The following is a 23,224-nucleotide window of genomic DNA, read 5'->3' on the forward strand; positions in this document are numbered from 1 at the left end:
CTTAAACCATTTCATCGCGTTACTTTGACTACCGAGCTACCCGAGTGGGTCGTAGCTGAGAACGCAGTATATTAAGTCGTCAATAGAAAGGAATATTAGGGGTTAGTTAGCCGCTAAACAGTGTGAAATGCGACTAACGCCCTACAGCGCAAAAAGGCTGATGACTAAAAAGTCACCAGCCATCAGCCTATAAGTTAGGCTGCAAGCTCAAAGCTTAACTTACTTGATCTCAACAGAAGCACCAGCTTCTTCCAGAGATTTTTTCAGAGTTTCAGCTTCGTCTTTGTTCACGCCTTCTTTCAGAACTGCAGGTGCAGATTCAACCAGGTCTTTAGCTTCTTTCAAGCCCAGGCCAGTTGCGCCGCGAACAGCTTTGATTACTGCAACTTTGTTGTCGCCGAATGAAGCCAGAACAACGTTGAATTCAGTTTGTTCTTCTACAGCTTCAGCAGAGGCAGCAGGACCTGCAGCTACAGCAGCAGCTGAAACGCCGAATTTCTCTTCCATAGCAGAGATCAGTTCAACGATTTCCATTACAGACAGAGCTGCAACGCCTTCAAGAATTTGGTCTTTAGTGATAGTTGACATAACAAGTGTTCCTAAAATACAGAAATAGTTTATACGTTAAAAAGCAATGACTGAAAAAGTGAGGGCGAATTAAGCCGCTTCAGCTTCTTTCTGGTCACGCAGCGCAGCCAATGTACGAACCAATTTGCCAGCAGCGGCTTCTTTCATGGTTCCCATCAGACGTGCGATTGCTTCTTCGTAGGTTGGCAGAGTTGCCAGGCGGTCGATCTGAGCCGCAGGGATTAACTCGCCTTCAAAGGCTGCTGCTTTAACCTCAAATTTCGCATTATCTTTAGCAAATGCTTTGAACAAACGAGCAGCTGCGCCCGGGTGTTCTGAAGAGAATGCAATCAAGGTTGGACCAACAAACGTGTCTTTCAGGCATTCGAATGGAGTGCCTTCAACAATGCGACGCAGCAAGGTGTTACGAACAACTTGCATGTGAACGCCAGCTTCACGACCTGCTTTACGCAGTTCAGTCATTTTATCAACGGTAACGCCACGAGAATCCGCAACAACCGCAGACAGCGCACCTTTGGCTACTTCTTTAACTTCAGCAACAATCGCTTGTTTGCCTTGAAGATTTAGTGCCATTAGTTCTTGCTCCTGGATTAACCGGGGATTAATTCCCCGGAACTCACGTCACCCAACTCACAACAAAATGCAGTGAATGGGCGTTGAAACACGGTGAGCAGAATCCAGCAAAGACTATTCTTTATCATTCTTTATAAACAAATAAAGAAAGAAAAAATTTCTTCAGGTTCTGTCACCGTCTACGCAGGAAATTAAGTGTTTCGCAACACACCTGCGGTCTTGGACGGAGGCTTGGATAAGGCCAAGCTCCAACCGAAAATTCTGTTTTCTGTCAATTGAACATTTGTTATTAACAAATAAGCCATCAACAGAAGCATGGGCGTAAGATTCTAGACAAACCTTACGCCCACGTAAAGCGATAAAAGCAATTAGTGATTAGTTCACTACTGCTGACAGGCCGCTTTGATCAATAGCAACGCCGGCGCCCATGGTGGTGGACAGGCTGATTTTCTTGATATAAACGCCTTTCGCTGTAGCAGGTTTAGCACGCTTCAGCGCAACAACCAGAGATTCTAAGTTTTCTCTCAACTTTTCTGAGTCGAAATCAACTTTACCAATGGTGGTGTGGATAATACCGTTTTTGTCGTTGCGATAACGAACCTGACCTGCTTTAGCATTCTTAACTGCTTCAGCAACGTTAGGAGTAACAGTACCCACTTTAGGGTTTGGCATCAGGCCACGTGGGCCCAAGATTTGGCCTAATTGACCTACAACGCGCATTGCATCCGGGGAAGCAATAACAACGTCGAAGTTCATTTCGCCTTTCTTGATTTGATCAGCCAGATCTTCCATACCTACCAATTCAGCGCCTGCTTCTTTCGCAGCTTCAGCGTTTGCACCCTGAGCGAAAACAGCAACACGAACTGAACGGCCAGTACCATGTGGCAACACAGTTGCGCCACGAACGTTCTGGTCAGATTTACGTGCGTCGATACCGAGATTAACGGCAACGTCCACGCTTTCTACGAATTTAGCAGTAGCCAGCTCTTTCAGCAGGGCAACAGCTTCGTTGATATCATATTGCTTAGTAACATCAACTTTGTCACGGATCACGCGCATGCGCTTGGTCAGCTTAGCCATTTATTAACCCTCCACTACCAGGCCCATGGAACGAGCAGTACCTTCGATTGAACGCATCATGTCGTCAATTGAAGCACCAGTCATATCCGCAGCTTTGGTTTCTGCGATTTCACGGACCTGAGCACTGGTCACAGTCCCTACTTTGTCTTTGTTCGGCTTGCCGGAACCAGACTTAATACCTGCCGCTTTTTTCAGCAGAACTGCTGCTGGCGGGGTTTTAGTAACGAAAGTGAAAGAGCGATCAGAATAAACAGTAATAACAACAGGGATCGGCAGGCCTTTTTCAATGCTTTCAGTCTTAGCATTGAACGCTTTACAGAATTCCATGATGTTAACACCCTGCTGACCCAATGCTGGGCCAACTGGTGGACTTGGGTTCGCCATACCAGCTGCAACTTGCAGCTTGACATAGGCTTGTACTTTCTTAGCCATTTACGATTTCCTCGATTTGGGTAGTATCGCCTCGCGTTCGAGGCTCCCCGTGTTTTGTCTCGCTATTATTTACTATGAAATAAATTGCCACGCATGACAAAAAGCAAGACATCTAAAAACAAAAGGCGCGAAATTATATTGTAATTTCGCGCCTAAGACAAGACTCAAATTTCAACCAATGGTGAAAAATGAATCAGCCTTTTTCTACCTGGCTGAAATCCAGTTCGACCGGTGTTGCACGGCCAAAGATGGAAACAGACACTTTCAAGCGACTTTTTTCATAGTCCACTTCTTCAACGACACCGTTAAAGTCTGCGAACGGACCATCGCTAACACGTACCAGTTCACCTGGTTCAAACAGTGTTTTAGGACGTGGTTTATCACCCACTTGTTGAAGGCGATTCATAATCGCATCAACTTCTTTATCACTGATTGGTGCAGGGCGATCGGATGTACCACCGATAAAGCCCATTACACGTGGCACGCTACGCACTAAGTGCCAGCTGGCATCTTCCATCACCATCTGAACCAGTACATAGCCTGGGAAGAATTTACGTTCACTTTTACGACGTTGACCGCCACGAATTTCGACGACTTCTTCCGTTGGAACCATGACTTCGCCAAACAGCTCTTCCATGTCATTTAACTTGATATGCTCACGCAGCGATTGAGCTACGCGGCCTTCAAAACCGGAAAACGCCTGAACGACGTACCAACGCTTTTTGGGTGCTTCAGACATCTTAGAACCTCAGGCCAGTAATAAATGATACCAGGCGAACCAGAATACCATCCAGCCCCCATAGAATCAGTGACATTACAGCAGTTACCGCAGCAACGATTAACGTTGTGTGCAGAGTTTCCTGACGGGTAGGCCAAATCACTTTACGCACTTCCGTGCGTGCTTCACGAGCAAACGCGACAGTGGCTTTACCTTTTGCCGTCATCAGCGCAACAGCACCGGCAACAGCGATAATTACTACAACTGCCAACGCGCGCAGCGGCAGGCTGAAATCACGGTAATAATAATTACCAACAATAGCGGCAACTAATAATACAGCAACGATTAGCCATTTAGCCGTTTCCAGGCCGCGTCCGCTCCCTGGAGCCTCGGTATTCGCACTCATAAACCAACCTGTCACTATGATTCAGAACAAACAACTTTGCTTCGCACCGCAAAGCAAACCAAGCCGAAGGATGCTCTAGAAATTCTCTAATCGGCACCACTCAGCACTATTCGCCGTACTTCCAGAGCCCATCTCACCAGTAATTATGATGAAAAAACTGCTGATGAGATAGGTTCTAGTATGACAACGTATAAAAAGGGCATCAAATGATGCCCTTTTATCACATGTCGCGTCAAATCTTATTCAATGACTTTCGCAACAACGCCAGCACCGACCGTACGACCGCCTTCACGAATCGCGAAGCGCAGACCGTCATCCATTGCGATAGGCGCAATCAGGTTAACAATCATTTGAATGTTATCACCTGGCATCACCATCTCAACGCCTTCTGGCAATTCAATAGTACCGGTTACGTCAGTTGTACGGAAGTAGAACTGAGGACGGTAACCTTTGAAGAACGGAGTATGGCGACCGCCTTCATCTTTGCTCAGAATATAAACTTCTGATTCAAATTTGGTGTGTGGTTTGATAGAACCCGGTTTAGCCAGAACTTGACCACGTTCGATATCTTCACGTTTGATACCACGCAGCAGAACGCCAACGTTCTCACCAGCGCGGCCTTCGTCCAGCAGTTTGCGGAACATTTCAACGCCAGTACAAGTAGACTTAACCGTATCTTTCAGGCCGACAATTTCTACTTCTTCACCAACTTTAACGATACCGCGCTCTACACGCCCCGTTACAACCGTACCGCGGCCAGAGATAGAGAATACGTCTTCGATTGGTAACAGGAATGGCTTATCAATAGCACGCTCTGGTTCAGGGATGTAAGAATCCAAGTAGCCAGCCAGTTCGATAATTTTCGCTTCCCACTCAGATTCGCCTTCCAATGCTTTCAGCGCTGAACCACGAATAACCGGCGTATCATCGCCTGGGAAATCGTAAGTAGACAGAAGATCACGCACTTCCATCTCTACCAATTCCAACAGTTCTTCATCATCAACCATGTCACATTTGTTCATGAATACGATGATGTAAGGGACGCCAACCTGGCGACCCAACAGGATGTGCTCACGAGTCTGTGGCATAGGGCCATCAGTTGCAGCAACAACCAAAATAGCGCCATCCATCTGGGCAGCACCGGTAATCATGTTTTTAACGTAGTCGGCGTGACCTGGGCAGTCAACGTGCGCATAGTGACGAGACGGGGTGTCATATTCAACATGAGACGTGTTGATGGTGATACCACGCGCCTTCTCTTCCGGAGCGTTGTCAATCTGGTCGAATGCACGAGCACTCCCGCCGTAGGTTTTAGCCAGAACGGTGGTGATTGCAGCAGTTAGGGTAGTTTTACCATGGTCAACGTGGCCGATAGTACCCACATTAACGTGCGGTTTTGTACGTTCAAACTTTTCTTTAGACATCGATTGTCCCTCTAAGACACGGAATCGGTGGTTTCACCACATCAACCAAGCGCATGCTTGCTGAATCCATAACACAGAAAGAAAATCAGGGGACGAGAAAGTGAGAAGTGGTGCTGATAGGCAGATTCGAACTGCCGACCTCACCCTTACCAAGGGTGCGCTCTACCAACTGAGCCATATCAGCACATCTTGGAGCGGGCAGTGGGAATCGAACCCACATCATCAGCTTGGAAGGCTGAGGTAATAGCCATTATACGATGCCCGCATCTTAGAACTCGGCTACCTGACTTAATCTGCAGAAACTTGAAAGGAAGGGCTTGGCCACTTCACTCTTCATCGAGAGCGTTGCTCTCGCCTTGAGTGTTGATTGGGAGTTCGGTCTTCTGAATCACCCTGAGACTCAAGGTTAAATATGGTGGTGGGGGAAGGATTATTCGTCACTTCATTCCTCACCCTGCGGGTCGCCGCTTCGCGTCGCTGTCTCGCTACGCTCGGCTCGAACCTTATCGAAGGTTTTCACCTTCCCCTTAAGTGCTTGACTGAATTCCTAATACTGAATCAGCTTTCTACTCAAGGTTAAATATGGTGGTGGGGGAAGGATTCGAACCTTCGAAGTCGATGACGGCAGATTTACAGTCTGCTCCCTTTGGCCGCTCGGGAACCCCACCTAATTTTTAGTACTTGAATGGTGCCGGCACCAAGAGTCGAACTCGGGACCTACTGATTACAAGTCAGTTGCTCTACCAACTGAGCTATGCCGGCATCAAGTGCAGCGCATTCTAGGTAGAGTGGGCCTATGATGCAACAAAAAAATCGCATAAATCGACCTTTCGCTCATAAAACCGCCACTTTTCAAAAGCCAGACGTATTATTAACCAAGGTTAGCTTAATTAGCGCCCAGAACTTTAGTTATTCTAACCAACTCTATAGCGGAAAATCACCCCAAAAAACCGACAATGTCTCATTGTTGAACAATCTTATTGTCCACACAGCAAAAATAAATTTAGTTCTATGCCCCAAAATGGGGAAATCTTTCTATTAAGGTGCATGAAACCCAAGAAATACTCGCTCAATTCTCGTCACCACAAGGTTACATATTTGGCTTGTTTATTGCTTAAGCATAACTATTTATTTTAAACATCATATCCGCAGACCGACTGTTGAAGAGGAGCTTAATCATGAAGATAGTTTTACTTAATGCGGCAACATTGCCTATATACCGAAGCGAACTGGCAAGTTTACTGATTGATGCCGTCTCTCATGGTGCTTCAATCGGCTATAACACCCGCAGCCTCTCACAAGAAGAGGCTGAGAGCTACTACCATGGCCTACGCCCAGCCATCACGAAAGGCACGCTATTATTGTGGATAGCACGTGATGAAGTGGGGATAGTGGGAACCATCCAATTAGATCTCTGCCAAAAACCCAATGGATTAAATCGAGCCGAAGTACAAAAATTATTAGTTCACAGCCGCAGTCGTCGTGCTGGGATTGGGCATAAATTGATTATTGAAATGGAGAATACGGCGGTTCAACTTCGCCGCGGATTGTTATACTTGGATACTGAAGCTGGCTCTCCCGCAGAATCTTTTTACCGGGCACAAGGATATAGATATATGGGTGAAATTCCTGATTATGCCTGTACGCCTGATGGTTATTATCATCCAACCGCTATTTACTTCAAACGTTTATTCTCTGTAAATCAATTACATACTGTTATAGCTAGCTAGTCATGATAAATGCCTTCAACCATAAGACAAAAGCTTGGCATGCCCTTTTTTAATTGAGTGGAATAGCAACATACATCAAAGAAATCACTCACTAAATACAAAAATGTCTACGCCAAAAAGCAAGCTGCCTATAATATGCAGCTTGTTTATTATCTGGAGTTGGCGTCCAGCGCCTTTCCCAACCTGCGTTAACAGGCAGAATTTGGCTTATGATAAAAAGAGATCAATCTTTAGCGACGCCTTATCTACAGTTCGATCGTACTCAGTGGGCCGCTTTACGCGACTCAGTACCATTGACGCTAACAGAAGAAGAAATCGTTAAACTCAAAGGGATTAACGAAGACCTTTCCTTAGATGAAGTGGCACAGATTTATCTGCCGCTCTCACGTCTACTTAATTTTTATATCAGTTCTAATTTGCGTCGCCAGGCAGTTCTGGAACAATTCCTTGGAACTGATGGCCAACGCATTCCCTATGTTATTGGTATTGCGGGCAGTGTTGCGGTGGGTAAAAGTACAACGGCCCGCTTATTACAAGCATTGCTGAGCCGCTGGCCAGAGCATCGCAGTGTAGAACTGATTACTACTGATGGTTTTCTTTATCCGAATAAAGTGCTTAACGAGCGCGGACTGATGAAGAAAAAAGGATTCCCGCAATCCTATGATATGCACAGTTTGGTGAAATTTGTCTCTGAAGTAAAATCCGGGGCTGACTATGTTACGGCACCCGTTTATTCTCATTTAATATACGATATTGTCCCTGATGGTAATAAAATTATCAAACAGCCGGACATTCTTATATTAGAGGGATTAAATGTGTTACAAAGCGGGATGGATTACCCTCATGATCCACATCGTGTATTCGTTTCTGACTTTGTAGATTTCTCTATATACGTGGATGCGCCTGAGGATTTACTCCAAAGTTGGTATATCAATCGGTTCCTTAAGTTTCGTCAAGGTGCGTTTTCCAATCCTGACTCTTACTTCCATAACTATGCAAAATTGCCTGAAACCGAAGCAGTCAAGATTGCAACACAGTTATGGAAAGAGATTAATGGATTGAATTTAAAGCAGAATATATTACCGACCCGTGAGCGAGCAAGTCTGATAATGACAAAAAGTGCCAATCATGCGGTTGAAAATGTGCGTTTAAGAAAATAGTAGATAGCGGGTAGTAATAACTGCCCGCTTAGTTTATTGACTAAACTCCACGAAGGGATATTTCGCCACCAATATAAGGTTTTACATTACCATTTTGTTCTAATAATAATGCGCCCTGTTGATCTATCCCCCGAGAAATACCAAATATTTCTTGATTCCCAATAATCAATTTTACAGAACGATCAAGATAATTGTCCATTTCCCGCCAGCGAGAAATAAAGGCAGACAGACCTTCATTTTCAAATTTAACCACCGCTAGCCGTAATTCAGATAATAATTCAGCAGTCAGTTTATTACGATCAATAATAACCCCAGTTTCCTGTAAGTTAATCCAATCTTGGCTAATAACATTGGTCATAGATTCACGCATGGTCAGATTGATACCGGCCCCAATAACTAACTGCGCTGCATCACCCGTTTTACCAGTGAGCTCTACTAATATACCCGCCAGCTTCTTATCATTTAAATACAAATCATTTGGCCACTTCACACGAACTTGACCTGCACCCAATTTGTGCAGTACCTCGGCCATGACAATACCTACAACTAAACTTAACCCCATTGCGGCCGCAGGGCCTTGTTCCAATCGCCAATACATTGATAAGTAAAGATTAGCACCAAAAGGAGAGACCCACTGGCGGCCACGTCTACCACGCCCTGCTTGCTGATATTCAGCAACACATGCATCACCAGATTTAAGTTCCGTGATACGGTCTAAGAGATATTGATTCGTCGAATCAACTACTGGTAATACCGCAACTTGACCGGCGGGTAAATAACTTAATATAGCCTGCTCATCAAGTAATTGGATAGGTGCTGGCAGACTATAACCTTTGCCAGGCACGGTGAAGACATCCAGCCCCCATTCTTTGATAGTTTGCATATGCTTATTAATTGCGGCGCGGCTCATACCCAGCATTTCACCCAATTGCTCACCTGAGTGAAAAGCACCATCGGCCAGTATGCCAATTAATCGCAAGGGGACTTTAATATCTTTCAAGACAAATACTCCACAGCATTAACTTCACCATCACTAGCGATAAAGCGCACCTCGGGTTCCAGCCAGATGGCAAATTTCTTTGCGACCTGCTGACGAATATAGCTAGCAAGGCCGAGTACATCTTGGCCTGTAGCCTCTGCGAGGTTAATCAATACCAAAGCTTGCTGCTGATGCACCGCGGCTCCACCAATCTGGTGTCCTTTAAGCGCGCATTGATCAATAAGCCAGCCCGCAGCCAGCTTTACGGATCCATCGGGCTGTGGGTAATGGGGGGCATTGGGAAAGAGCTTCACGATATCTGCAGCTACAGTTGCATCCACAACGGGATTCTTGAAGAAACTGCCGGCATTGCCCGTCACTGTTGGGTCAGGGAGTTTACTCCTACGCATCGCGCAGACTGAGTTGAAGATATCTTTTGCTGTCACGGTCAATGGATCCATCCGAGTTAAATCACCATAACCCAATGTTGGTATCCACGACTTCACTAACTTGATACCCACCGCGACGATAGCGAACCCATTGCCATAGCGATGCTTAAATATGCTATCACGATAGCCAAACTGACAATCTAGCGCAGAAAGGCGCAGAACTGTGCCCTTCTCCATATCAAGCAAATCAACGTATTCACACACTTTTTGTAGCTCAACACCATATGCACCAATATTTTGAATTGGGGCAGAGCCGACACAACCTGGGATCAAAGCCAAGTTTTCTAGACCCGGCATGTTGTTTTGCAACGAATAGCAGACTAATTGATGCCAATTCTCCCCTGCTCCAACATGAAGATGCCAGGCAATATCGTCTTCGGTGAAAGTGATACCCTTGATGCGATTAAGCAACACTGTTCCTGAATAATTTTCGATAAATAGTACATTGCTACCTTCACCAAGCAAAAGCACAGGTCGATGCTTAGAGACAGACTCACGCCATGCATCAACCAATTCTTCAGGAGAGTTGGCACTGATGACATTGTTCGCATAGGCTGATAACGCGAAAGTATTAAGATGTTTTAGCGGGGAACATTGATTCGACATAACATTAAGTACTCATTCTTACTGGCTCTGGCGCTAGTCTAACCGATCAATATACTCATATTGTATTTTGTTTTAAGTGGATACATAAAAAAAGCCCTCTGCGCAGCAGAAGGCTTTTCTCTTTTTCTTTTCCACATAGCAAAAACCCCACGCTTTTGGCATGGGGTCTCGGCTTTATTTGATGCCTGGCAGTGTCCTACTCTCGCATGGGGAGACCCCACACTACCATCGGCGCTACGGCGTTTCACTTCTGAGTTCGGCATGGAGTCAGGTGGGTCCACCGCGCTATGGCCGCCAGGCAAATTCTGTTTTAATTAACCCGCTATGCAATATCACACAGCCAGCCAATCCAATCTCGGAACTTCGCTGAAAATCTTAATTTCTCTCAAATCACCAAAACACCTTCGGTGTTGTAAGGTTAAGCCTCACGGATCATTAGTACTGGTTAGCTCAATGCATCGCTGCACTTACACACCCAGCCTATCAACGTCATAGTCTTTAACGTTCCTTCAGGGGGCTTAAAGCCCCAGGGAAGACTCATCTCGAGGCAAGTTTCCCGCTTAGATGCTTTCAGCGGTTATCTCTTCCGAATTTAGCTACCGGGCAATGCCATTGGCATGACAACCCGAACACCAGTGATTCGTCCACTCCGGTCCTCTCGTACTAGGAGCAGCCCCTCTCAATCTTCCAACGCCCACGGCAGATAGGGACCGAACTGTCTCACGACGTTCTAAACCCAGCTCGCGTACCACTTTAAATGGCGAACAGCCATACCCTTGGGACCTACTTCAGCCCCAGGATGTGATGAGCCGACATCGAGGTGCCAAACACCGCCGTCGATATGAACTCTTGGGCGGTATCAGCCTGTTATCCCCGGAGTACCTTTTATCCGTTGAGCGATGGCCCTTCCATTCAGAACCACCGGATCACTAAGACCTACTTTCGTACCTGCTCGAGCCGTCACTCTCGCAGTCAAGCTAGCTTATGCCTTTGCACTAACCTCACGATGTCCGACCGTGATTAGCTAACCTTCGTGCTCCTCCGTTACTCTTTGGGAGGAGACCGCCCCAGTCAAACTACCCACCAGACACTGTCCTCACCCCGGATTACGGGGCCGAGTTAGAACATCAAACATTAAAGGGTGGTATTTCAAGGTTGGCTCCATGCAGACTGGCGTCCACACTTCAATGCCTCCCACCTATCCTACACATCAAGGCTCAATGTTCAGTGTCAAGCTATAGTAAAGGTTCACGGGGTCTTTCCGTCTTGCCGCGGGTACACTGCATCTTCACAGCGAGTTCAATTTCACTGAGTCTCGGGTGGAGACAGCCTGGCCATCATTACGCCATTCGTGCAGGTCGGAACTTACCCGACAAGGAATTTCGCTACCTTAGGACCGTTATAGTTACGGCCGCCGTTTACTGGGGCTTCGATCAAGAGCTTCGCCTTGCGGCTGACCCCATCAATTAACCTTCCAGCACCGGGCAGGCGTCACACCGTATACGTCCACTTTCGTGTTTGCACAGTGCTGTGTTTTTATTAAACAGTTGCAGCCAGCTGGTATCTGCGACTGGCTTCGGCGCCGGGAGCAAGTCCCATTACCTAATGCCAGCGTGCCTTCTCCCGAAGTTACGGCACCATTTTGCCTAGTTCCTTCACCCGAGTTCTCTCAAGCGCCTGAGTATTCTCTACCTGACCACCTGTGTCGGTTTGGGGTACGATTTAATGTTACCTGATGCTTAGAGGCTTTTCCTGGAAGCTTGGCATCAACTACTTCATCACCGTAGTGACTCGTCATCACACCTCAGCGTTGATAAGCAACCGGATTTACCAAGTCGCTCCGCCTACATGCTTAAACCGGGACAACCGTCGCCCGGCTAGCCTAGCCTTCTCCGTCCCCCCTTCGCAGTAACACCAAGTACAGGAATATTAACCTGTTTCCCATCGACTACGCTTTTCAGCCTCGCCTTAGGGGTCGACTCACCCTGCCCCGATTAACGTTGGACAGGAACCCTTGGTCTTCCGGCGTGCGGGTTTTTCACCCGCATTATCGTTACTTATGTCAGCATTCGCACTTCTGATACCTCCAGCAACCCTCACAGGTCACCTTCAACGGCTTACAGAACGCTCCCCTACCCAACAACACCTAAGTGTCGCTGCCGCAGCTTCGGTGCATGGTTTAGCCCCGTTACATCTTCCGCGCAGGCCGACTCGACCAGTGAGCTATTACGCTTTCTTTAAATGATGGCTGCTTCTAAGCCAACATCCTGGCTGTCTATGCCTTCCCACATCGTTTCCCACTTAACCATGACTTTGGGACCTTAGCTGGCGGTCTGGGTTGTTTCCCTCTTCACGACGGACGTTAGCACCCGCCGTGTGTCTCCCGTGATAACATTCTTCGGTATTCGGAGTTTGCATCGGTTTGGTAAGCCGGGATGGCCCCCTAGCCGAAACAGTGCTCTACCCCCGAAGATGAGTTCACGAGGCGCTACCTAAATAGCTTTCGGGGAGAACCAGCTATCTCCCGGTTTGATTGGCCTTTCACCCCCAGCCACAAGTCATCCGCTAATTTTTCAACATTAGTCGGTTCGGTCCTCCAGTTAGTGTTACCCAACCTTCAACCTGCCCATGGCTAGATCACCGGGTTTCGGGTCTATACCTTGCAACTAGACGCCCAGTTAAGACTCGGTTTCCCTACGGCTCCCCTATTCGGTTAACCTTGCTACAAAATATAAGTCGCTGACCCATTATACAAAAGGTACGCAGTCACACCACGAAGGTGCTCCCACTGCTTGTACGTACACGGTTTCAGGTTCTATTTCACTCCCCTCGCCGGGGTTCTTTTCGCCTTTCCCTCACGGTACTGGTTCACTATCGGTCAGTCAGGAGTATTTAGCCTTGGAGGATGGTCCCCCCATATTCAGACAGGATGTCACGTGTCCCGCCCTACTCATCGAGTTCACAGCAAGTGTGTTTTTGTGTACGGGAGTATCACCCTGTACCCTGCGACTTTCCAGACGCTTCCACTAACACACAAACTGATTCAGACTCTGGGCTCCTCCCCGTTCGCTCGCCGCTACTAGGGGAATCTCGGTTGATTTCTTTTCCTCGGGGTACTTAGATGTTTCAGTTCCCCCGGTTCGCCTTGCATGGCTATGTATTCACCATGCAATAGTGCAACGAATTGCACTGGGTTTCCCCATTCGGGTATCGTCGGTTATAACGGTTCATATCACCTTACCGACGCTTTTCGCAGATTAGCACGCCCTTCATCGCCTCTGACTGCCTAGGCATCCACCGTGTACGCTTAGTCGCTTAACCTCACAACCCGAAGGTGTCTTTGCAGACAACTTGCGTTGCGATTATTTGAGAGACTCTAATACAGGTTAATCCTTATCTCAGTACATCTACGGAGAGATAAGTTTCAGCTGTATTGTTTCAATTTTCAGCTTGTTCCAGATTGTTAAAGAGCAATATCTTAAACACGACTTGGTAAAGTCATCTTTAAGATATTCAGTTGATAATGTCTTTCACACATTATCGGATTGGCGTCCCCAAGGGGATTCGAACCCCTGTTACAGCCGTGAAAGGGCAGTGTCCTAGGCCTCTAGACGATGGGGACACGAAGTTCCGATTAAACCGAAATCTAACCGTTTCGCATCAGCATGAGTCGAAACTCACGACATCAACAGGTGCTCTTGCTCATTTACATTCATCAGACAATCTGTGTGGACACTACGCAATGCGTATCGTTAGGTAAGGAGGTGATCCAACCGCAGGTTCCCCTACGGTTACCTTGTTACGACTTCACCCCAGTCATGAATCACAAAGTGGTAAGCGCCCTCCCGAAGGTTAAGCTACCTACTTCTTTTGCAACCCACTCCCATGGTGTGACGGGCGGTGTGTACAAGGCCCGGGAACGTATTCACCGTAGCATTCTGATCTACGATTACTAGCGATTCCGACTTCATGGAGTCGAGTTGCAGACTCCAATCCGGACTACGACAGACTTTATGTGGTCCGCTTGCTCTCGCGAGTTCGCTTCACTTTGTATCTGCCATTGTAGCACGTGTGTAGCCCTACTCGTAAGGGCCATGATGACTTGACGTCATCCCCACCTTCCTCCGGTTTGTCACCGGCAGTCTCCCTTGAGTTCCCACCATTACGTGCTGGCAACAAAGGATAAGGGTTGCGCTCGTTGCGGGACTTAACCCAACATTTCACAACACGAGCTGACGACAGCCATGCAGCACCTGTCTCACAGTTCCCGAAGGCACCGAAGCATCTCTGCTAAGTTCTGTGGATGTCAAGAGTAGGTAAGGTTCTTCGCGTTGCATCGAATTAAACCACATGCTCCACCGCTTGTGCGGGCCCCCGTCAATTCATTTGAGTTTTAACCTTGCGGCCGTACTCCCCAGGCGGTCGACTTAACGCGTTAGCTCCGGAAGCCACGCCTCAAGGGCACAACCTCCAAGTCGACATCGTTTACAGCGTGGACTACCAGGGTATCTAATCCTGTTTGCTCCCCACGCTTTCGCACCTGAGCGTCAGTCTTTGTCCAGGGGGCCGCCTTCGCCACCGGTATTCCTCCAGATCTCTACGCATTTCACCGCTACACCTGGAATTCTACCCCCCTCTACAAGACTCTAGCTTGCCAGTTTCAAATGCAGTTCCCACGTTAAGCGCGGGGATTTCACATCTGACTTAACAAACCGCCTGCGTGCGCTTTACGCCCAGTAATTCCGATTAACGCTTGCACCCTCCGTATTACCGCGGCTGCTGGCACGGAGTTAGCCGGTGCTTCTTCTGCGAGTAACGTCAATCAACCGTGCTATTAACACGACTGCCTTCCTCCTCGCTGAAAGTGCTTTACAACCCGAAGGCCTTCTTCACACACGCGGCATGGCTGCATCAGGCTTGCGCCCATTGTGCAATATTCCCCACTGCTGCCTCCCGTAGGAGTCTGGACCGTGTCTCAGTTCCAGTGTGGCTGGTCATCCTCTCAGACCAGCTAGGGATCGTCGCCTAGGTGAGCCATTACCCCACCTACTAGCTAATCCCATCTGGGCACATCCGATGGCGTGAGGCCCGAAGGTCCCCCACTTTGCTCTTGCGAGGTCATGCGGTATTAGCTACCGTTTCCAGTAGTTATCCCCCTCCATCAGGCAGTTTCCCAGACATTACTCACCCGTCCGCCGCTCGCCGGCAAAGTAGTAAACTACTTCCCGCTGCCGCTCGACTTGCATGTGTTAGGCCTGCCGCCAGCGTTCAATCTGAGCCATGATCAAACTCTTCAATTTAAGATTTGTTTGATTTGCTATGAGTTAACATAGCGATGCTCAAAGATTACTTTCTGCAAATATGCATTCGAACCGAAGTTCAAATGTGTACTGCTTTGGTCACTCTTCAAGACTTTGATATTTCTTCTGCCTGTCGAAACAGGCTTCGATATCGTCTTGCGAGTGCCCACACAGATTGTCTGATAAATTGTTAAAGAGCAGTGCGTTAGCAACCCGTGGTTGGTAACGCGAGGTGCGCATATTACGCTTTCCTCATTCAGAGTCAACTACTAATTTCGTTGATTTTCTCTGTTCTCTTCGTCGGCCACTCAACTACTTGATTCGTTGTGTGCCGTCTCGATGGATGCGCATTATAGGGAGTCGAATTTTTTGCACAACACTTTTTTCGCGTTTTTCTTCTGTTTGAATACTTTTCACTCCTTACGTGCAGATCTTGGTCGATCCGCTGTGTTTTCATGGCGATCCCCACCGCCGATTGGTTGTAATTCCACCAGCAAAGGCTAGTATTGCCGGTAAAGTACTTTCTTATAAAGAGGCTATTATTATGTCTGATGCTATTCGCCCTTATCTTCATTACTTACCTACGCTAGGTGAACGAGTCATGATCGATAGATCCAGTGTGATCATTGGTAATGTTATTTTGGGTGATGATGTCAGTGTCTGGCCGTTAGTTGCCATTCGTGGTGATGTTAATCAGGTTAGCATTGGCGCACGTTCTAATATTCAAGACGGTAGCGTGTTACATGTTACCCATCACTCAGAACATAATCCCAAGGGGAATCCGCTGATTATTGGCGAAGATGTGACTGTCGGACATAAAGCCATGCTCCACGGTTGTACCATTGGCAATCGGGTATTAGTGGGAATGGGCTCCATCGTATTAGATGGTGCTATTGTAGAAGATGATGTGATGATTGGAGCGGGTAGTTTAGTTTCTACTGGAAAAAAACTGGTTAGCGGCCACCTTTATATGGGCAGCCCAGCCAGACAAGTCCGCCCTTTAACGCCCGCTGAATTAGAAGGCCTACTTTATTCTGCGGGTAACTATGTGCGCTGGAAAGATGACTATCTGGCAGAAACCAAATAGAGATTAATTTCTGATGCAGGGAATTAACCATATCTTCCCTGCATTACTCCGTGACTTTCTATTTACCTAACTCATCACGCAGCTGATTTAATACAGGGGTAATTTCAGGTATCACACCATGCCATAACTGAAAAGCATGCGCCGCCTGCCCCACCAGCATGCCCAAACCATCGGCATAGTTCGTCACCCCCAAGCGCGTACTCCAGGTTAAAAATGGCGTAATATCAGCCTGATAGAACATGTCGTAACAACGGGTTTGTGGGCTAATAATATCTATAGGCAGGTTTGGTACTTCACCATGAATGCCTGAGGCTGTCGCATTGATGATTAAATCAAACTGCTGCCCACTCAGATCTTGCATCTCGATAGCATCTATATCCCCTAAATGATGGAATACTTCTGCAAGTTGCTGCGCGCGAGCATAAGTCCGGTTAGTGATAACAACCTTACAGCCATAGGAAAGTAAAGGAAGGATAACACCCCGAGCCGCCCCACCAGCCCCCACCAATAGGATACGGTCGGTTGTTTGGATCAGACCCTGTCGCTCAAGATCACTGAGCAAACCAATGCCATCGGTGTTATCACCCAACAAGCGCCCATCTTTTAATTGCTTAATAGTATTGACGGCACCGGCCAGTGACGCGCGATCGGTCAATTCGTCGCACTTTGCATGAGCACGTTCTTTAAACGGTGTCGTTATGTTCGCGCCTATCGCTCCGCCCGCAAAAAAAGACGTTAATGTCTCTTCAAAAGTTTCATTAGGAGCCAAAACCATACCGTAACGATGTTCAATGCCCGTTTGCTCAGCAAAGAGCGCATGGATCCTTGGTGACTTACTGTGCCCAATTGGGTTACCAAACACTGCAAACTTCTGATCCATGCTATTTCCTATCCTTGACGAAATTGTTTACCGGTTAAAGCATCTCTAATCTCAGATGGATTCAAACGCCCGCCAACTAAACCAGTGAATACGGGCAGTGAAACACCAAACTGTATTCTGACTTCTTCAGTTGTACGGCAAGGTTCTTGGCCACTTAAGTTAGCGCTGGTTGAAACCAACGGTTTGCCATACTGCGAGCAAAGCTGCTGTACAAGTGGGTGGTCACTGACTCTCACGGCTAATGAATCAAAGCTGCCCGTTAGCCAGCGCGGTGTTTCAGGGCGGGCAGGAATAACCCAAGTTACCGGCCCTGGCCAACAGGAAAAAATAGCCTCTCGCTGGGCGTCACTTAGTGCCGCGTCATTCACATACGGTTTTAACTGTTCATAATTGGCGGCAATTAGAATCAGCCCTTTCTGCCATGGCCGCTGTTTTAATGCTAATAATGCATTAACAGCCTTTTCACTATCAGGATCACAGCCCAGCCCGAACACAGCCTCTGTCGGGTAGGCGATAACCTCTTCTTGTTGCAATGCCCGCAACACATCCGCCAAAACGGCACTATTCTCTGGCTTACTCACGTTGTTATTACTCACTGACTACTGCCTTCCCGCATAACTTGCTGGCGCAAAAACGTTTTACGCCTTGTGCTGTTTTCTTTTCCATTAACAATGGATAGTGGCAATAAACACACTCTCCAGTAATGGGTTGCTGATTAATTGTAAACTGGCAATCGGGATAACGATTGCAAGCATGGAAGACTTTTCCAAACCGAGATTTGCGCTGTAGCAATTTTCCTTGCCCACATTGTGGACAGTCTATTGATGTTTCATCCGGTTTATCAATAACTTCGGTATGATCGCATTGCGGATATTGGCTACAACCAATAAACATACCAAAACGTCCTTGCCGCAACACCATTTCTGAACCACATTCAGGGCAATGTTGCCCTTCCAGAACTTTCACGATATGGCCGTCAGATTGCGCTTTCAGCGGGCGCATGTACTGGCAACCTGGATAATGTGAGCAACCAAGGAATGGGCCATGACCGCCGCTGCGAATGACTAACGCCGCTCCGCACTCCGGACACGACCCATTATCCTTAGCAGTAACTGTTTTTGTCATAACGCCTTCTATATAAAGTTATTTGCCAGTGATATTACCACTTAGTGCAAATAACCTTCATTGACTTCAAAAAGTAACTCTTCCATCTGCTGATAGGCGCTTTCATAACCCGGAATGTTAAACAGCACCATTAACACAACCCATTTGAGATCCTCTAGGTCAATCTCATTCGAGTCCAATGCCATAATACGGTCGATAACCATCTCACGGGTATCAAGGTGTAATACCTGAATTTGTTCAAGAAACAGGATAAAACCACGGCAAGTGGCATCCAGACGTTGACACTCTTCCGCCGTATAAATACGCAGTGCTTGCGGATCAGCAGCATAGAGATAAGGTGCTTTCTGCCCCTCTTGTAGGTCGGCGAGAGCCTCTAACCAGTTCAGGGCGTTGTTGATATCCTCACGATAGAAACCTGCTTGTGCAAGATCATCAGTAATCCTGTCTTGATCAACAAGCATTTCCGACTCGTTATGCATATAAGTTTCAAATAAGTAAATTAGAACGTCGAACATGGCCTGCCCTCCTTAATCGGACATAGCCGCCGGGTACAGCTGCGATCCACCCTGCTAACTCCAGTTCGAGCAATTTGCTAACGATATCTGGCACAGGTTGGCCGGCACGTTCGGCGACGACATCAACGGGTGTCACCTCATCTCCTACGTTAGCCAACACATCGGCAAATGGCAATTCAACTTGCCCCTCAGATGAAGAAATAATTACTTTGTCGGGCAATGATATCCATTGCAGCGAACCGCCAACCTGTTCAGCAACCTCATGAGCAGATTTGGCCAAGTATGCCCCCTGCTGAATTAGCCAGTGAACCCCCTCACTGGTTGCGCTGCCGAGTGGCCCCGGAAGTGCAAAAACATCTCGGCCTTGATCCATAGCATAGCGGGCAGTAATTAAAGAGCCACTTTTCATTGTTGCTTCAACAACTAACACTGCGGAACTTAATCCGCTGATAATACGGTTTCTTCGAGGAAAATGAGCGGCGATAGGTAATGCTGTTGTCAGAAACTCGGAGACTAAAGCCCCACCTTGATACTCAATTTCGCGCGCTAATTGACTGTGACGACGTGGGTATATGTGCTCCAATCCACTACCTAATACAGCAATGGTTTTTCCTTTAGCATTCAGGGCCGCCTTATGGCAGATTCCGTCAATCCCCACAGCCAGACCACTGGTAATGACTAACCCAGTTTGAGCCAATTCTGAAGCGAAATATCGCCCCCACTGTTCGCCATAATGGCTAAAATGGCGACTGCCCACCATGGCAATTTGTGGCCGATAAAGGGCATCAAGTTCACCGGAAACAAAAATCATCAGGGGAGCAGTAGAAATATGAGCTAAACGCGGTGGATAGCCAGGCTCGCCGTATGTGAATAAGTAATGCGAGGGGTGATCCAGCCAGGTCAGGGTGGCGTCAATATAATGGGGATCGACCTGAGTAAATTGCTGACATTGCTGGGGATCTAACCCATAGGCGGCCAATCTCCCAAGGTGAACATCACCGCTGGCCAGTAACCGCCTTACCAATGCGCTGCTTTTTATTGCCCCGAGCCCTTTGACGTAGCTCATCCTGAGCCATAATTCTGCCGCTAGCATATCGCCTCCCTGGCATATTTCCTAAACTGACGCCGATTTGTTCAATTGGTAGACGATGCTGTCAATCATGGCCGGAAATGTCTAGAATAGAGATTGAATATCATTCACTACTCGGACGCAGATCTAGATATTTATGTCAGTATTACAAGTATTACATTACCCAGACGAGCGGCTGCGCAAAATTGCAGCGCCGGTAAAAGAAGTTAATGGTGAAATCCAGCGTATCGTGGACGACATGTTCGAAACCATGTACGCAGAGGAAGGTATTGGCCTTGCTGCAACACAAGTGGATGTTCACCTGCAAATTATCGTCATCGATGTCTCGGAAAATCGTGACCAACGTTTAGTGTTGATTAACCCTGAACTGTTGGAAAAAAGCGGTGAAACCGGTATTGAAGAAGGTTGCTTATCCATTCCAGAGCAACGCGCGTTAGTTCCTCGGGCTGAAAAAGTCAAAATCAGGGCGCTGGATCGTGACGGTAAACCGTTCGAGCTAGAAGCTGATGACTTATTGGCGATTTGTATCCAGCATGAAATGGATCATTTGGTGGGCAAACTGTTTGTGGATTATTTATCTCCACTGAAACGTCAGCGTATCCGCCAGAAGCTGGAGAAAATGGCCAAGCTAAATGCTCGAGCCGACTAACTGACTCTAATACAGGAAACCTATTAATTGCAGGAAACCAATGTGTTTGACTCTTTGCGGATTATTTTTGCCGGAACTCCTGACTTTGCAGCGCGCCATTTAGGCGCGTTGTTGTCTTCTCAACATCAGATTGTGGGGGTTTTCACACAACCTGACCGCCCAGCAGGCCGAGGAAATAAGCTTACCCCAAGCCCGGTGAAGGTATTAGCTGAACAACACAACATTCCCGTTTTTCAGCCAAAATCATTACGCCTGGAAGAAAATCAGCACTTAGTTGCCGATCTTAACGCGGATATTATGGTGGTGGTTGCTTATGGCTTGATTCTGCCGGCATCTGTTTTAACCATGCCGCGATTAGGCTGTATTAATGTCCATGGTTCCCTGTTGCCGCGCTGGCGTGGTGCTGCTCCGATCCAACGCTCATTATGGGCCGGCGATGCAAAAACCGGTGTGACTATCATGCAGATGGATGCCGGGCTGGATACCGGTGATATGTTGCATAAGATTGAGTGTGATATTCAGCCAGAAGACACCAGTGCGACACTGTACGATAAATTGGCGCAACTTGGCCCTCAGGGCTTATTAGTCACACTGCAACAGTTGGCCGAAGGCCGTGCACAGCCCGAAGTACAGGACGAAGCGCAAGTAACCTATGCAGAAAAACTGAGCAAAGAGGAAGCCAAACTAGATTGGTCACTTTCTGCTGTTCAGTTAGAGCGTTGTATTCGCGCCTTCAATCCTTGGCCAGTCAGCTATTTCGTTGTTGATGCGCAGCCGATCAAAGTTTGGCAAGCACAAGTGCTCGCGACTATTGACAATGCCGCTCCTGGAACAATCATTCAGGCCGATAAGCATGGCATTCAAATTGCCACCGCTGATGGTGTTTTGAATATCACGCAACTGCAACCGGCTGGAAAGAAAGCGATGTCAGCAGCAGATTTGTTAAATTCGCGGCGCGAATGGTTTACTCCCGGTAACCAGTTAGCATAAAAGATCTATTTAATCATATACCCAACGGGTATAAGTTTCATCGCCCGATACTTCATCATCGGGCTACTTTCCCTTTATTTGCTGACGTTTGTCGGCTTTTTTGGTTATGAAAAACACATATAATCTCCGCAGCATCGCTGCCAAAGCAATTAGCCAGGTATTGGATCAGGGGCAATCGCTCAGTACCGTTTTACCTGGGCTACATAAAAATATTTCCGATAAAGATCGCGCATTGCTGCAGGAGTTGTGTTTTGGCACTTTGCGTGTTTTACCGCAGCTCGAATGGTGCATCAAGCAATTAATGGCACGCCCGATGACGGGCAAACAGCGCGTTTTTCATTATTTGATTATGGTTGGACTTTATCAGCTGATATACACGCGCATTCCCCCTCATGCAGCGCTGGCGGAAACAGTTGAGGGGGCTACCGCATTGAAACGCCCCCAATTAAAAGGGTTAATTAATGGGGTACTGCGCCAATTCCAGCGCCAGCAAGTGGAATTATTAGAGCGAGCTGCAAATAACGAGAGTCACTACCTGCATCCAAGCTGGCTACTGGCGCGGATTAAACACGCCTATCCAGATCAATGGCAGCAGATTTTGGACGCAAATAATCAAAAACCGCCAATGTGGCTGCGCGTAAGCCGGCTACATCATTCACGTAGTGAATACCTTGAGCTGTTGAAGCAAGCTAATATTGATGCTCTACCTCATGATCTTTATCCTGATGCTGTTCGCCTTATTACACCTTGTGCTGTCGGCGCTCTCCCCGGTTTTGAACTCGGCTGGGTAACAGTGCAAGATGCATCCGCACAAGGCTGTGTTGATCTGCTTGATCCCCAAAATGGTGAACAGATCCTCGATTTGTGTGCCGCTCCAGGGGGTAAAACAACTCATATATTGGAAGCAGCGCCAAAGGCCCATGTATTAGCTATCGATATAGATGAACAGCGTCTCAGCCGAGTTAAAGAGAACTTACAACGTCTGAAATTACATGCGGACGTGCGAGTCGGTGATGGCCGAACCCCGGATGAATGGTGCGGTGATCAGCAATTCGACCGAATTCTGTTAGATGCCCCTTGCTCAGCAACCGGGGTTATTCGCCGGCATCCCGATATCAAATGGTTGCGCCGAGACAGCGATATTGCCGACCTGGCCCAACTTCAATCTGAGATACTTGAAGCTATCTGGCCTAAACTAAAACAAGGTGGCGTAATGGTTTATGCTACCTGCTCTATATTGCCAGAAGAGAATCAGCAGCAGATAGCCGCTTTCCTGCAACGGCACAGTGAAGCAGAATTGGTCGAAACCGGTACAACTTCAGCGCCCGGTAGACAAAACCTGCCACATCCTGAGGATGGCGATGGTTTTTATTATGCAAAGTTGATCAAAAGATAGTCGTGGCCTTTGCTGCCTCAAACCTAATTTCAGTGTGAAACAGAGAG

The 23,224-nt window shown here is 47.5% G+C and carries 21 protein-coding genes, 5 tRNA genes, 3 rRNA genes and 1 other RNA gene; 6 read left to right on the top strand and 24 right to left on the bottom strand.

The features are described 5' to 3' along the window. Positions 1-219 precede the first annotated feature (219 nt). The 12 genes from rplL to DXZ79_RS18775 all read right to left on the bottom strand — a co-directional run bounded on the left by rplL (position 220) and on the right by DXZ79_RS18775 (position 5,983). Positions 220-588 (bottom strand): 50S ribosomal protein L7/L12, encoded by a 369-nt coding sequence (gene rplL / locus DXZ79_RS18715; RefSeq protein WP_038638421.1) that lies wholly within the window; start codon positions 586-588, stop codon positions 220-222. Between the two features lie 69 nt (positions 589-657). Next, the gene (rplJ, locus tag DXZ79_RS18720) at positions 658-1,161 is read right to left on the bottom strand and encodes a 50S ribosomal protein L10 (protein ID WP_004393386.1); all 504 of its coding nucleotides are present in this window, start codon (positions 1,159-1,161) and stop codon (positions 658-660) included. 375 nt (positions 1,162-1,536) lie between these two features. Next, entirely contained in the window at positions 1,537-2,241 is a 705-nt protein-coding gene (gene rplA / locus DXZ79_RS18725; RefSeq protein WP_038638418.1) for a 50S ribosomal protein L1, read from the bottom strand. Between the two features lie 3 nt (positions 2,242-2,244). Continuing rightward, the gene (gene rplK / locus DXZ79_RS18730) at positions 2,245-2,673 is read right to left on the bottom strand and encodes a 50S ribosomal protein L11 (protein WP_004393384.1); all 429 of its coding nucleotides are present in this window, start codon (positions 2,671-2,673) and stop codon (positions 2,245-2,247) included. 193 nt (positions 2,674-2,866) lie between these two features. Beyond that, positions 2,867-3,412 carry a transcription termination/antitermination protein NusG gene (nusG, locus tag DXZ79_RS18735; protein WP_038638415.1) on the bottom strand — a complete coding sequence of 182 codons (546 nt, stop codon included), beginning with the start codon at positions 3,410-3,412 and terminating at the stop codon, positions 2,867-2,869. Position 3,413: 1 nt separating this feature from the next. After that, positions 3,414-3,797, bottom strand: coding sequence for a preprotein translocase subunit SecE (gene secE / locus DXZ79_RS18740; protein WP_004704671.1), 384 nt, complete (start codon positions 3,795-3,797; stop codon positions 3,414-3,416). A 239-nt stretch (positions 3,798-4,036) separates the two neighbouring features. Further along, a complete protein-coding gene (gene tuf, locus DXZ79_RS18750; RefSeq protein ID WP_038638412.1) occupies positions 4,037-5,221 on the bottom strand; it encodes an elongation factor Tu in 1,185 nt (394 codons plus the stop codon). Positions 5,222-5,329: 108 nt separating this feature from the next. Then, positions 5,330-5,405: transfer RNA gene (locus DXZ79_RS18755), tRNA-Thr, on the bottom strand. 6 nt (positions 5,406-5,411) lie between these two features. Further along, positions 5,412-5,486 (bottom strand) — tRNA-Gly (locus DXZ79_RS18760). A gap of 148 nt (positions 5,487-5,634) precedes the next feature. Then, positions 5,635-5,761, bottom strand: a non-coding RNA gene (locus DXZ79_RS18765) — RtT sRNA. A 43-nt stretch (positions 5,762-5,804) separates the two neighbouring features. After that, positions 5,805-5,889: transfer RNA gene (locus DXZ79_RS18770), tRNA-Tyr, on the bottom strand. Positions 5,890-5,907: 18 nt separating this feature from the next. Next, positions 5,908-5,983, bottom strand: a tRNA-Thr gene (locus tag DXZ79_RS18775). Between the two features lie 416 nt (positions 5,984-6,399). Between DXZ79_RS18775 and DXZ79_RS18785 the strand changes: the two genes are divergently transcribed. Both DXZ79_RS18785 and coaA read left to right on the top strand, forming a co-directional pair. Further along, positions 6,400-6,951: a GNAT family N-acetyltransferase gene (locus DXZ79_RS18785; RefSeq protein ID WP_050292129.1), complete on the top strand. Its 552-nt coding sequence runs from the start codon at positions 6,400-6,402 to the stop codon at positions 6,949-6,951. 209 nt (positions 6,952-7,160) lie between these two features. Continuing rightward, on the top strand, positions 7,161-8,111 hold the full coding sequence (coaA, locus tag DXZ79_RS18790) for a type I pantothenate kinase (RefSeq protein ID WP_038638404.1): 951 nt from the start codon (positions 7,161-7,163) through the stop codon (positions 8,109-8,111). A 40-nt stretch (positions 8,112-8,151) separates the two neighbouring features. On the opposite strand, the gene birA is transcribed toward coaA, so the two are convergent. The 7 genes from birA to DXZ79_RS20740 all read right to left on the bottom strand — a co-directional run bounded on the left by birA (position 8,152) and on the right by DXZ79_RS20740 (position 15,685). After that, complete coding sequence (gene birA / locus DXZ79_RS18795; protein ID WP_038638401.1) at positions 8,152-9,111, bottom strand: bifunctional biotin--[acetyl-CoA-carboxylase] ligase/biotin operon repressor BirA; 960 nt, start codon at positions 9,109-9,111, stop codon at positions 8,152-8,154. After that, positions 9,108-10,145, bottom strand: coding sequence for a UDP-N-acetylmuramate dehydrogenase (murB, locus tag DXZ79_RS18800; RefSeq protein ID WP_038638399.1), 1,038 nt, complete (start codon positions 10,143-10,145; stop codon positions 9,108-9,110). Before murB ends, birA begins: the two co-directional genes overlap by 4 nt. 183 nt (positions 10,146-10,328) lie before the next feature. Continuing rightward, positions 10,329-10,444, bottom strand: a 5S ribosomal RNA gene (gene rrf, locus DXZ79_RS18805). A 115-nt stretch (positions 10,445-10,559) separates the two neighbouring features. Next, a 23S ribosomal RNA gene (locus tag DXZ79_RS18810) occupies positions 10,560-13,466 on the bottom strand. A 225-nt stretch (positions 13,467-13,691) separates the two neighbouring features. Further along, positions 13,692-13,767, bottom strand: a tRNA-Glu gene (locus tag DXZ79_RS18815). 135 nt (positions 13,768-13,902) lie between these two features. Further along, positions 13,903-15,445 (bottom strand): 16S ribosomal RNA (locus DXZ79_RS18820). The 16S, 23S and 5S rRNA genes sit together here with 1 tRNA gene alongside, the layout of an rRNA operon. Positions 15,446-15,544: 99 nt before the next feature. Further along, positions 15,545-15,685, bottom strand: coding sequence for a hypothetical protein (locus DXZ79_RS20740; RefSeq protein WP_162472779.1), 141 nt, complete (start codon positions 15,683-15,685; stop codon positions 15,545-15,547). A 304-nt stretch (positions 15,686-15,989) separates the two neighbouring features. Between DXZ79_RS20740 and DXZ79_RS18830 the strand changes: the two genes are divergently transcribed. After that, positions 15,990-16,532, top strand: a complete 543-nt coding sequence (locus tag DXZ79_RS18830) for a gamma carbonic anhydrase family protein (protein ID WP_038637086.1) — start codon at positions 15,990-15,992, stop codon at positions 16,530-16,532. A gap of 58 nt (positions 16,533-16,590) precedes the next feature. Here the strand turns inward: DXZ79_RS18830 and aroE are convergent, their stop codons facing one another. Genes aroE through dprA form a run of 5 tightly spaced genes read right to left on the bottom strand, consistent with a single transcriptional unit; the run spans position 16,591 to position 20,145 of the window. After that, positions 16,591-17,412 carry a shikimate dehydrogenase gene (gene aroE, locus DXZ79_RS18835; RefSeq protein ID WP_038637088.1) on the bottom strand — a complete coding sequence of 274 codons (822 nt, stop codon included), beginning with the start codon at positions 17,410-17,412 and terminating at the stop codon, positions 16,591-16,593. A gap of 8 nt (positions 17,413-17,420) precedes the next feature. Next, a complete protein-coding gene (gene tsaC, locus DXZ79_RS18840) occupies positions 17,421-17,993 on the bottom strand; it encodes an L-threonylcarbamoyladenylate synthase type 1 TsaC (RefSeq protein WP_038639902.1) in 573 nt (190 codons plus the stop codon). Between the two features lie 7 nt (positions 17,994-18,000). Beyond that, positions 18,001-18,537: a DNA topoisomerase family protein gene (locus tag DXZ79_RS18845; RefSeq protein ID WP_038637090.1), complete on the bottom strand. Its 537-nt coding sequence runs from the start codon at positions 18,535-18,537 to the stop codon at positions 18,001-18,003. A gap of 41 nt (positions 18,538-18,578) precedes the next feature. Further along, on the bottom strand, positions 18,579-19,052 hold the full coding sequence (locus DXZ79_RS18850; RefSeq protein WP_038637092.1) for a DUF494 family protein: 474 nt from the start codon (positions 19,050-19,052) through the stop codon (positions 18,579-18,581). Further along, complete coding sequence (gene dprA / locus DXZ79_RS18855) at positions 19,024-20,145, bottom strand: DNA-protecting protein DprA (protein WP_038637094.1); 1,122 nt, start codon at positions 20,143-20,145, stop codon at positions 19,024-19,026. Before dprA ends, DXZ79_RS18850 begins: the two co-directional genes overlap by 29 nt. A 133-nt stretch (positions 20,146-20,278) precedes the next feature. Here dprA and def point away from each other — a divergent pair, with 133 nt between their 5' ends. The 3 genes from def (at position 20,279) to rsmB (ending at position 23,177) form a co-directional block, all read left to right on the top strand. Then, positions 20,279-20,791, top strand: a complete 513-nt coding sequence (gene def, locus DXZ79_RS18860) for a peptide deformylase (protein ID WP_004391400.1) — start codon at positions 20,279-20,281, stop codon at positions 20,789-20,791. Between the two features lie 42 nt (positions 20,792-20,833). Next, positions 20,834-21,781, top strand: a complete 948-nt coding sequence (fmt, locus tag DXZ79_RS18865) for a methionyl-tRNA formyltransferase (RefSeq protein ID WP_038639905.1) — start codon at positions 20,834-20,836, stop codon at positions 21,779-21,781. 106 nt (positions 21,782-21,887) lie between these two features. Continuing rightward, a complete protein-coding gene (rsmB, locus tag DXZ79_RS18870; protein ID WP_038637096.1) occupies positions 21,888-23,177 on the top strand; it encodes a 16S rRNA (cytosine(967)-C(5))-methyltransferase RsmB in 1,290 nt (429 codons plus the stop codon). The last annotated feature ends 47 nt before the right edge of the window (positions 23,178-23,224 follow it).

Source organism: Yersinia rochesterensis (genome assembly GCF_003600645.1).
Lineage (GTDB): Bacteria > Pseudomonadota > Gammaproteobacteria > Enterobacterales > Enterobacteriaceae > Yersinia > Yersinia rochesterensis.

Bases quoted from the DNA above. Each gene is read 5' to 3' on its own strand.
- rplJ (WP_004393386.1), bottom strand. From the start codon at position 1,161: ATGGCACTAAATCTTCAAGGCAAACAAGCGATTGTTGCTGAAGTTAAA.
- aroE (WP_038637088.1), bottom strand. From the start codon at position 17,412: ATGGATCAGAAGTTTGCAGTGTTTGGTAACCCAATTGGGCACAGTAAG.
- DXZ79_RS18830 (WP_038637086.1), top strand. From the start codon at position 15,990: ATGTCTGATGCTATTCGCCCTTATCTTCATTACTTACCTACGCTAGGT.
- DXZ79_RS18785 (WP_050292129.1), top strand. From the start codon at position 6,400: ATGAAGATAGTTTTACTTAATGCGGCAACATTGCCTATATACCGAAGC.
- rplA (WP_038638418.1), bottom strand. From the start codon at position 2,241: ATGGCTAAGCTGACCAAGCGCATGCGCGTGATCCGTGACAAAGTTGAT.
- secE (WP_004704671.1), bottom strand. From the start codon at position 3,797: ATGAGTGCGAATACCGAGGCTCCAGGGAGCGGACGCGGCCTGGAAACG.
- DXZ79_RS18845 (WP_038637090.1), bottom strand. From the start codon at position 18,537: ATGACAAAAACAGTTACTGCTAAGGATAATGGGTCGTGTCCGGAGTGC.
- def (WP_004391400.1), top strand. From the start codon at position 20,279: ATGTCAGTATTACAAGTATTACATTACCCAGACGAGCGGCTGCGCAAA.
- coaA (WP_038638404.1), top strand. From the start codon at position 7,161: ATGATAAAAAGAGATCAATCTTTAGCGACGCCTTATCTACAGTTCGAT.
- dprA (WP_038637094.1), bottom strand. From the start codon at position 20,145: ATGCTAGCGGCAGAATTATGGCTCAGGATGAGCTACGTCAAAGGGCTC.
- rplL (WP_038638421.1), bottom strand. From the start codon at position 588: ATGTCAACTATCACTAAAGACCAAATTCTTGAAGGCGTTGCAGCTCTG.
- nusG (WP_038638415.1), bottom strand. From the start codon at position 3,412: ATGTCTGAAGCACCCAAAAAGCGTTGGTACGTCGTTCAGGCGTTTTCC.
- tuf (WP_038638412.1), bottom strand. From the start codon at position 5,221: ATGTCTAAAGAAAAGTTTGAACGTACAAAACCGCACGTTAATGTGGGT.
- DXZ79_RS18850 (WP_038637092.1), bottom strand. From the start codon at position 19,052: ATGTTCGACGTTCTAATTTACTTATTTGAAACTTATATGCATAACGAG.
- DXZ79_RS20740 (WP_162472779.1), bottom strand. From the start codon at position 15,685: ATGCGCACCTCGCGTTACCAACCACGGGTTGCTAACGCACTGCTCTTT.
- murB (WP_038638399.1), bottom strand. From the start codon at position 10,145: ATGTCGAATCAATGTTCCCCGCTAAAACATCTTAATACTTTCGCGTTA.
- rplK (WP_004393384.1), bottom strand. From the start codon at position 2,673: ATGGCTAAGAAAGTACAAGCCTATGTCAAGCTGCAAGTTGCAGCTGGT.
- rsmB (WP_038637096.1), top strand. From the start codon at position 21,888: ATGAAAAACACATATAATCTCCGCAGCATCGCTGCCAAAGCAATTAGC.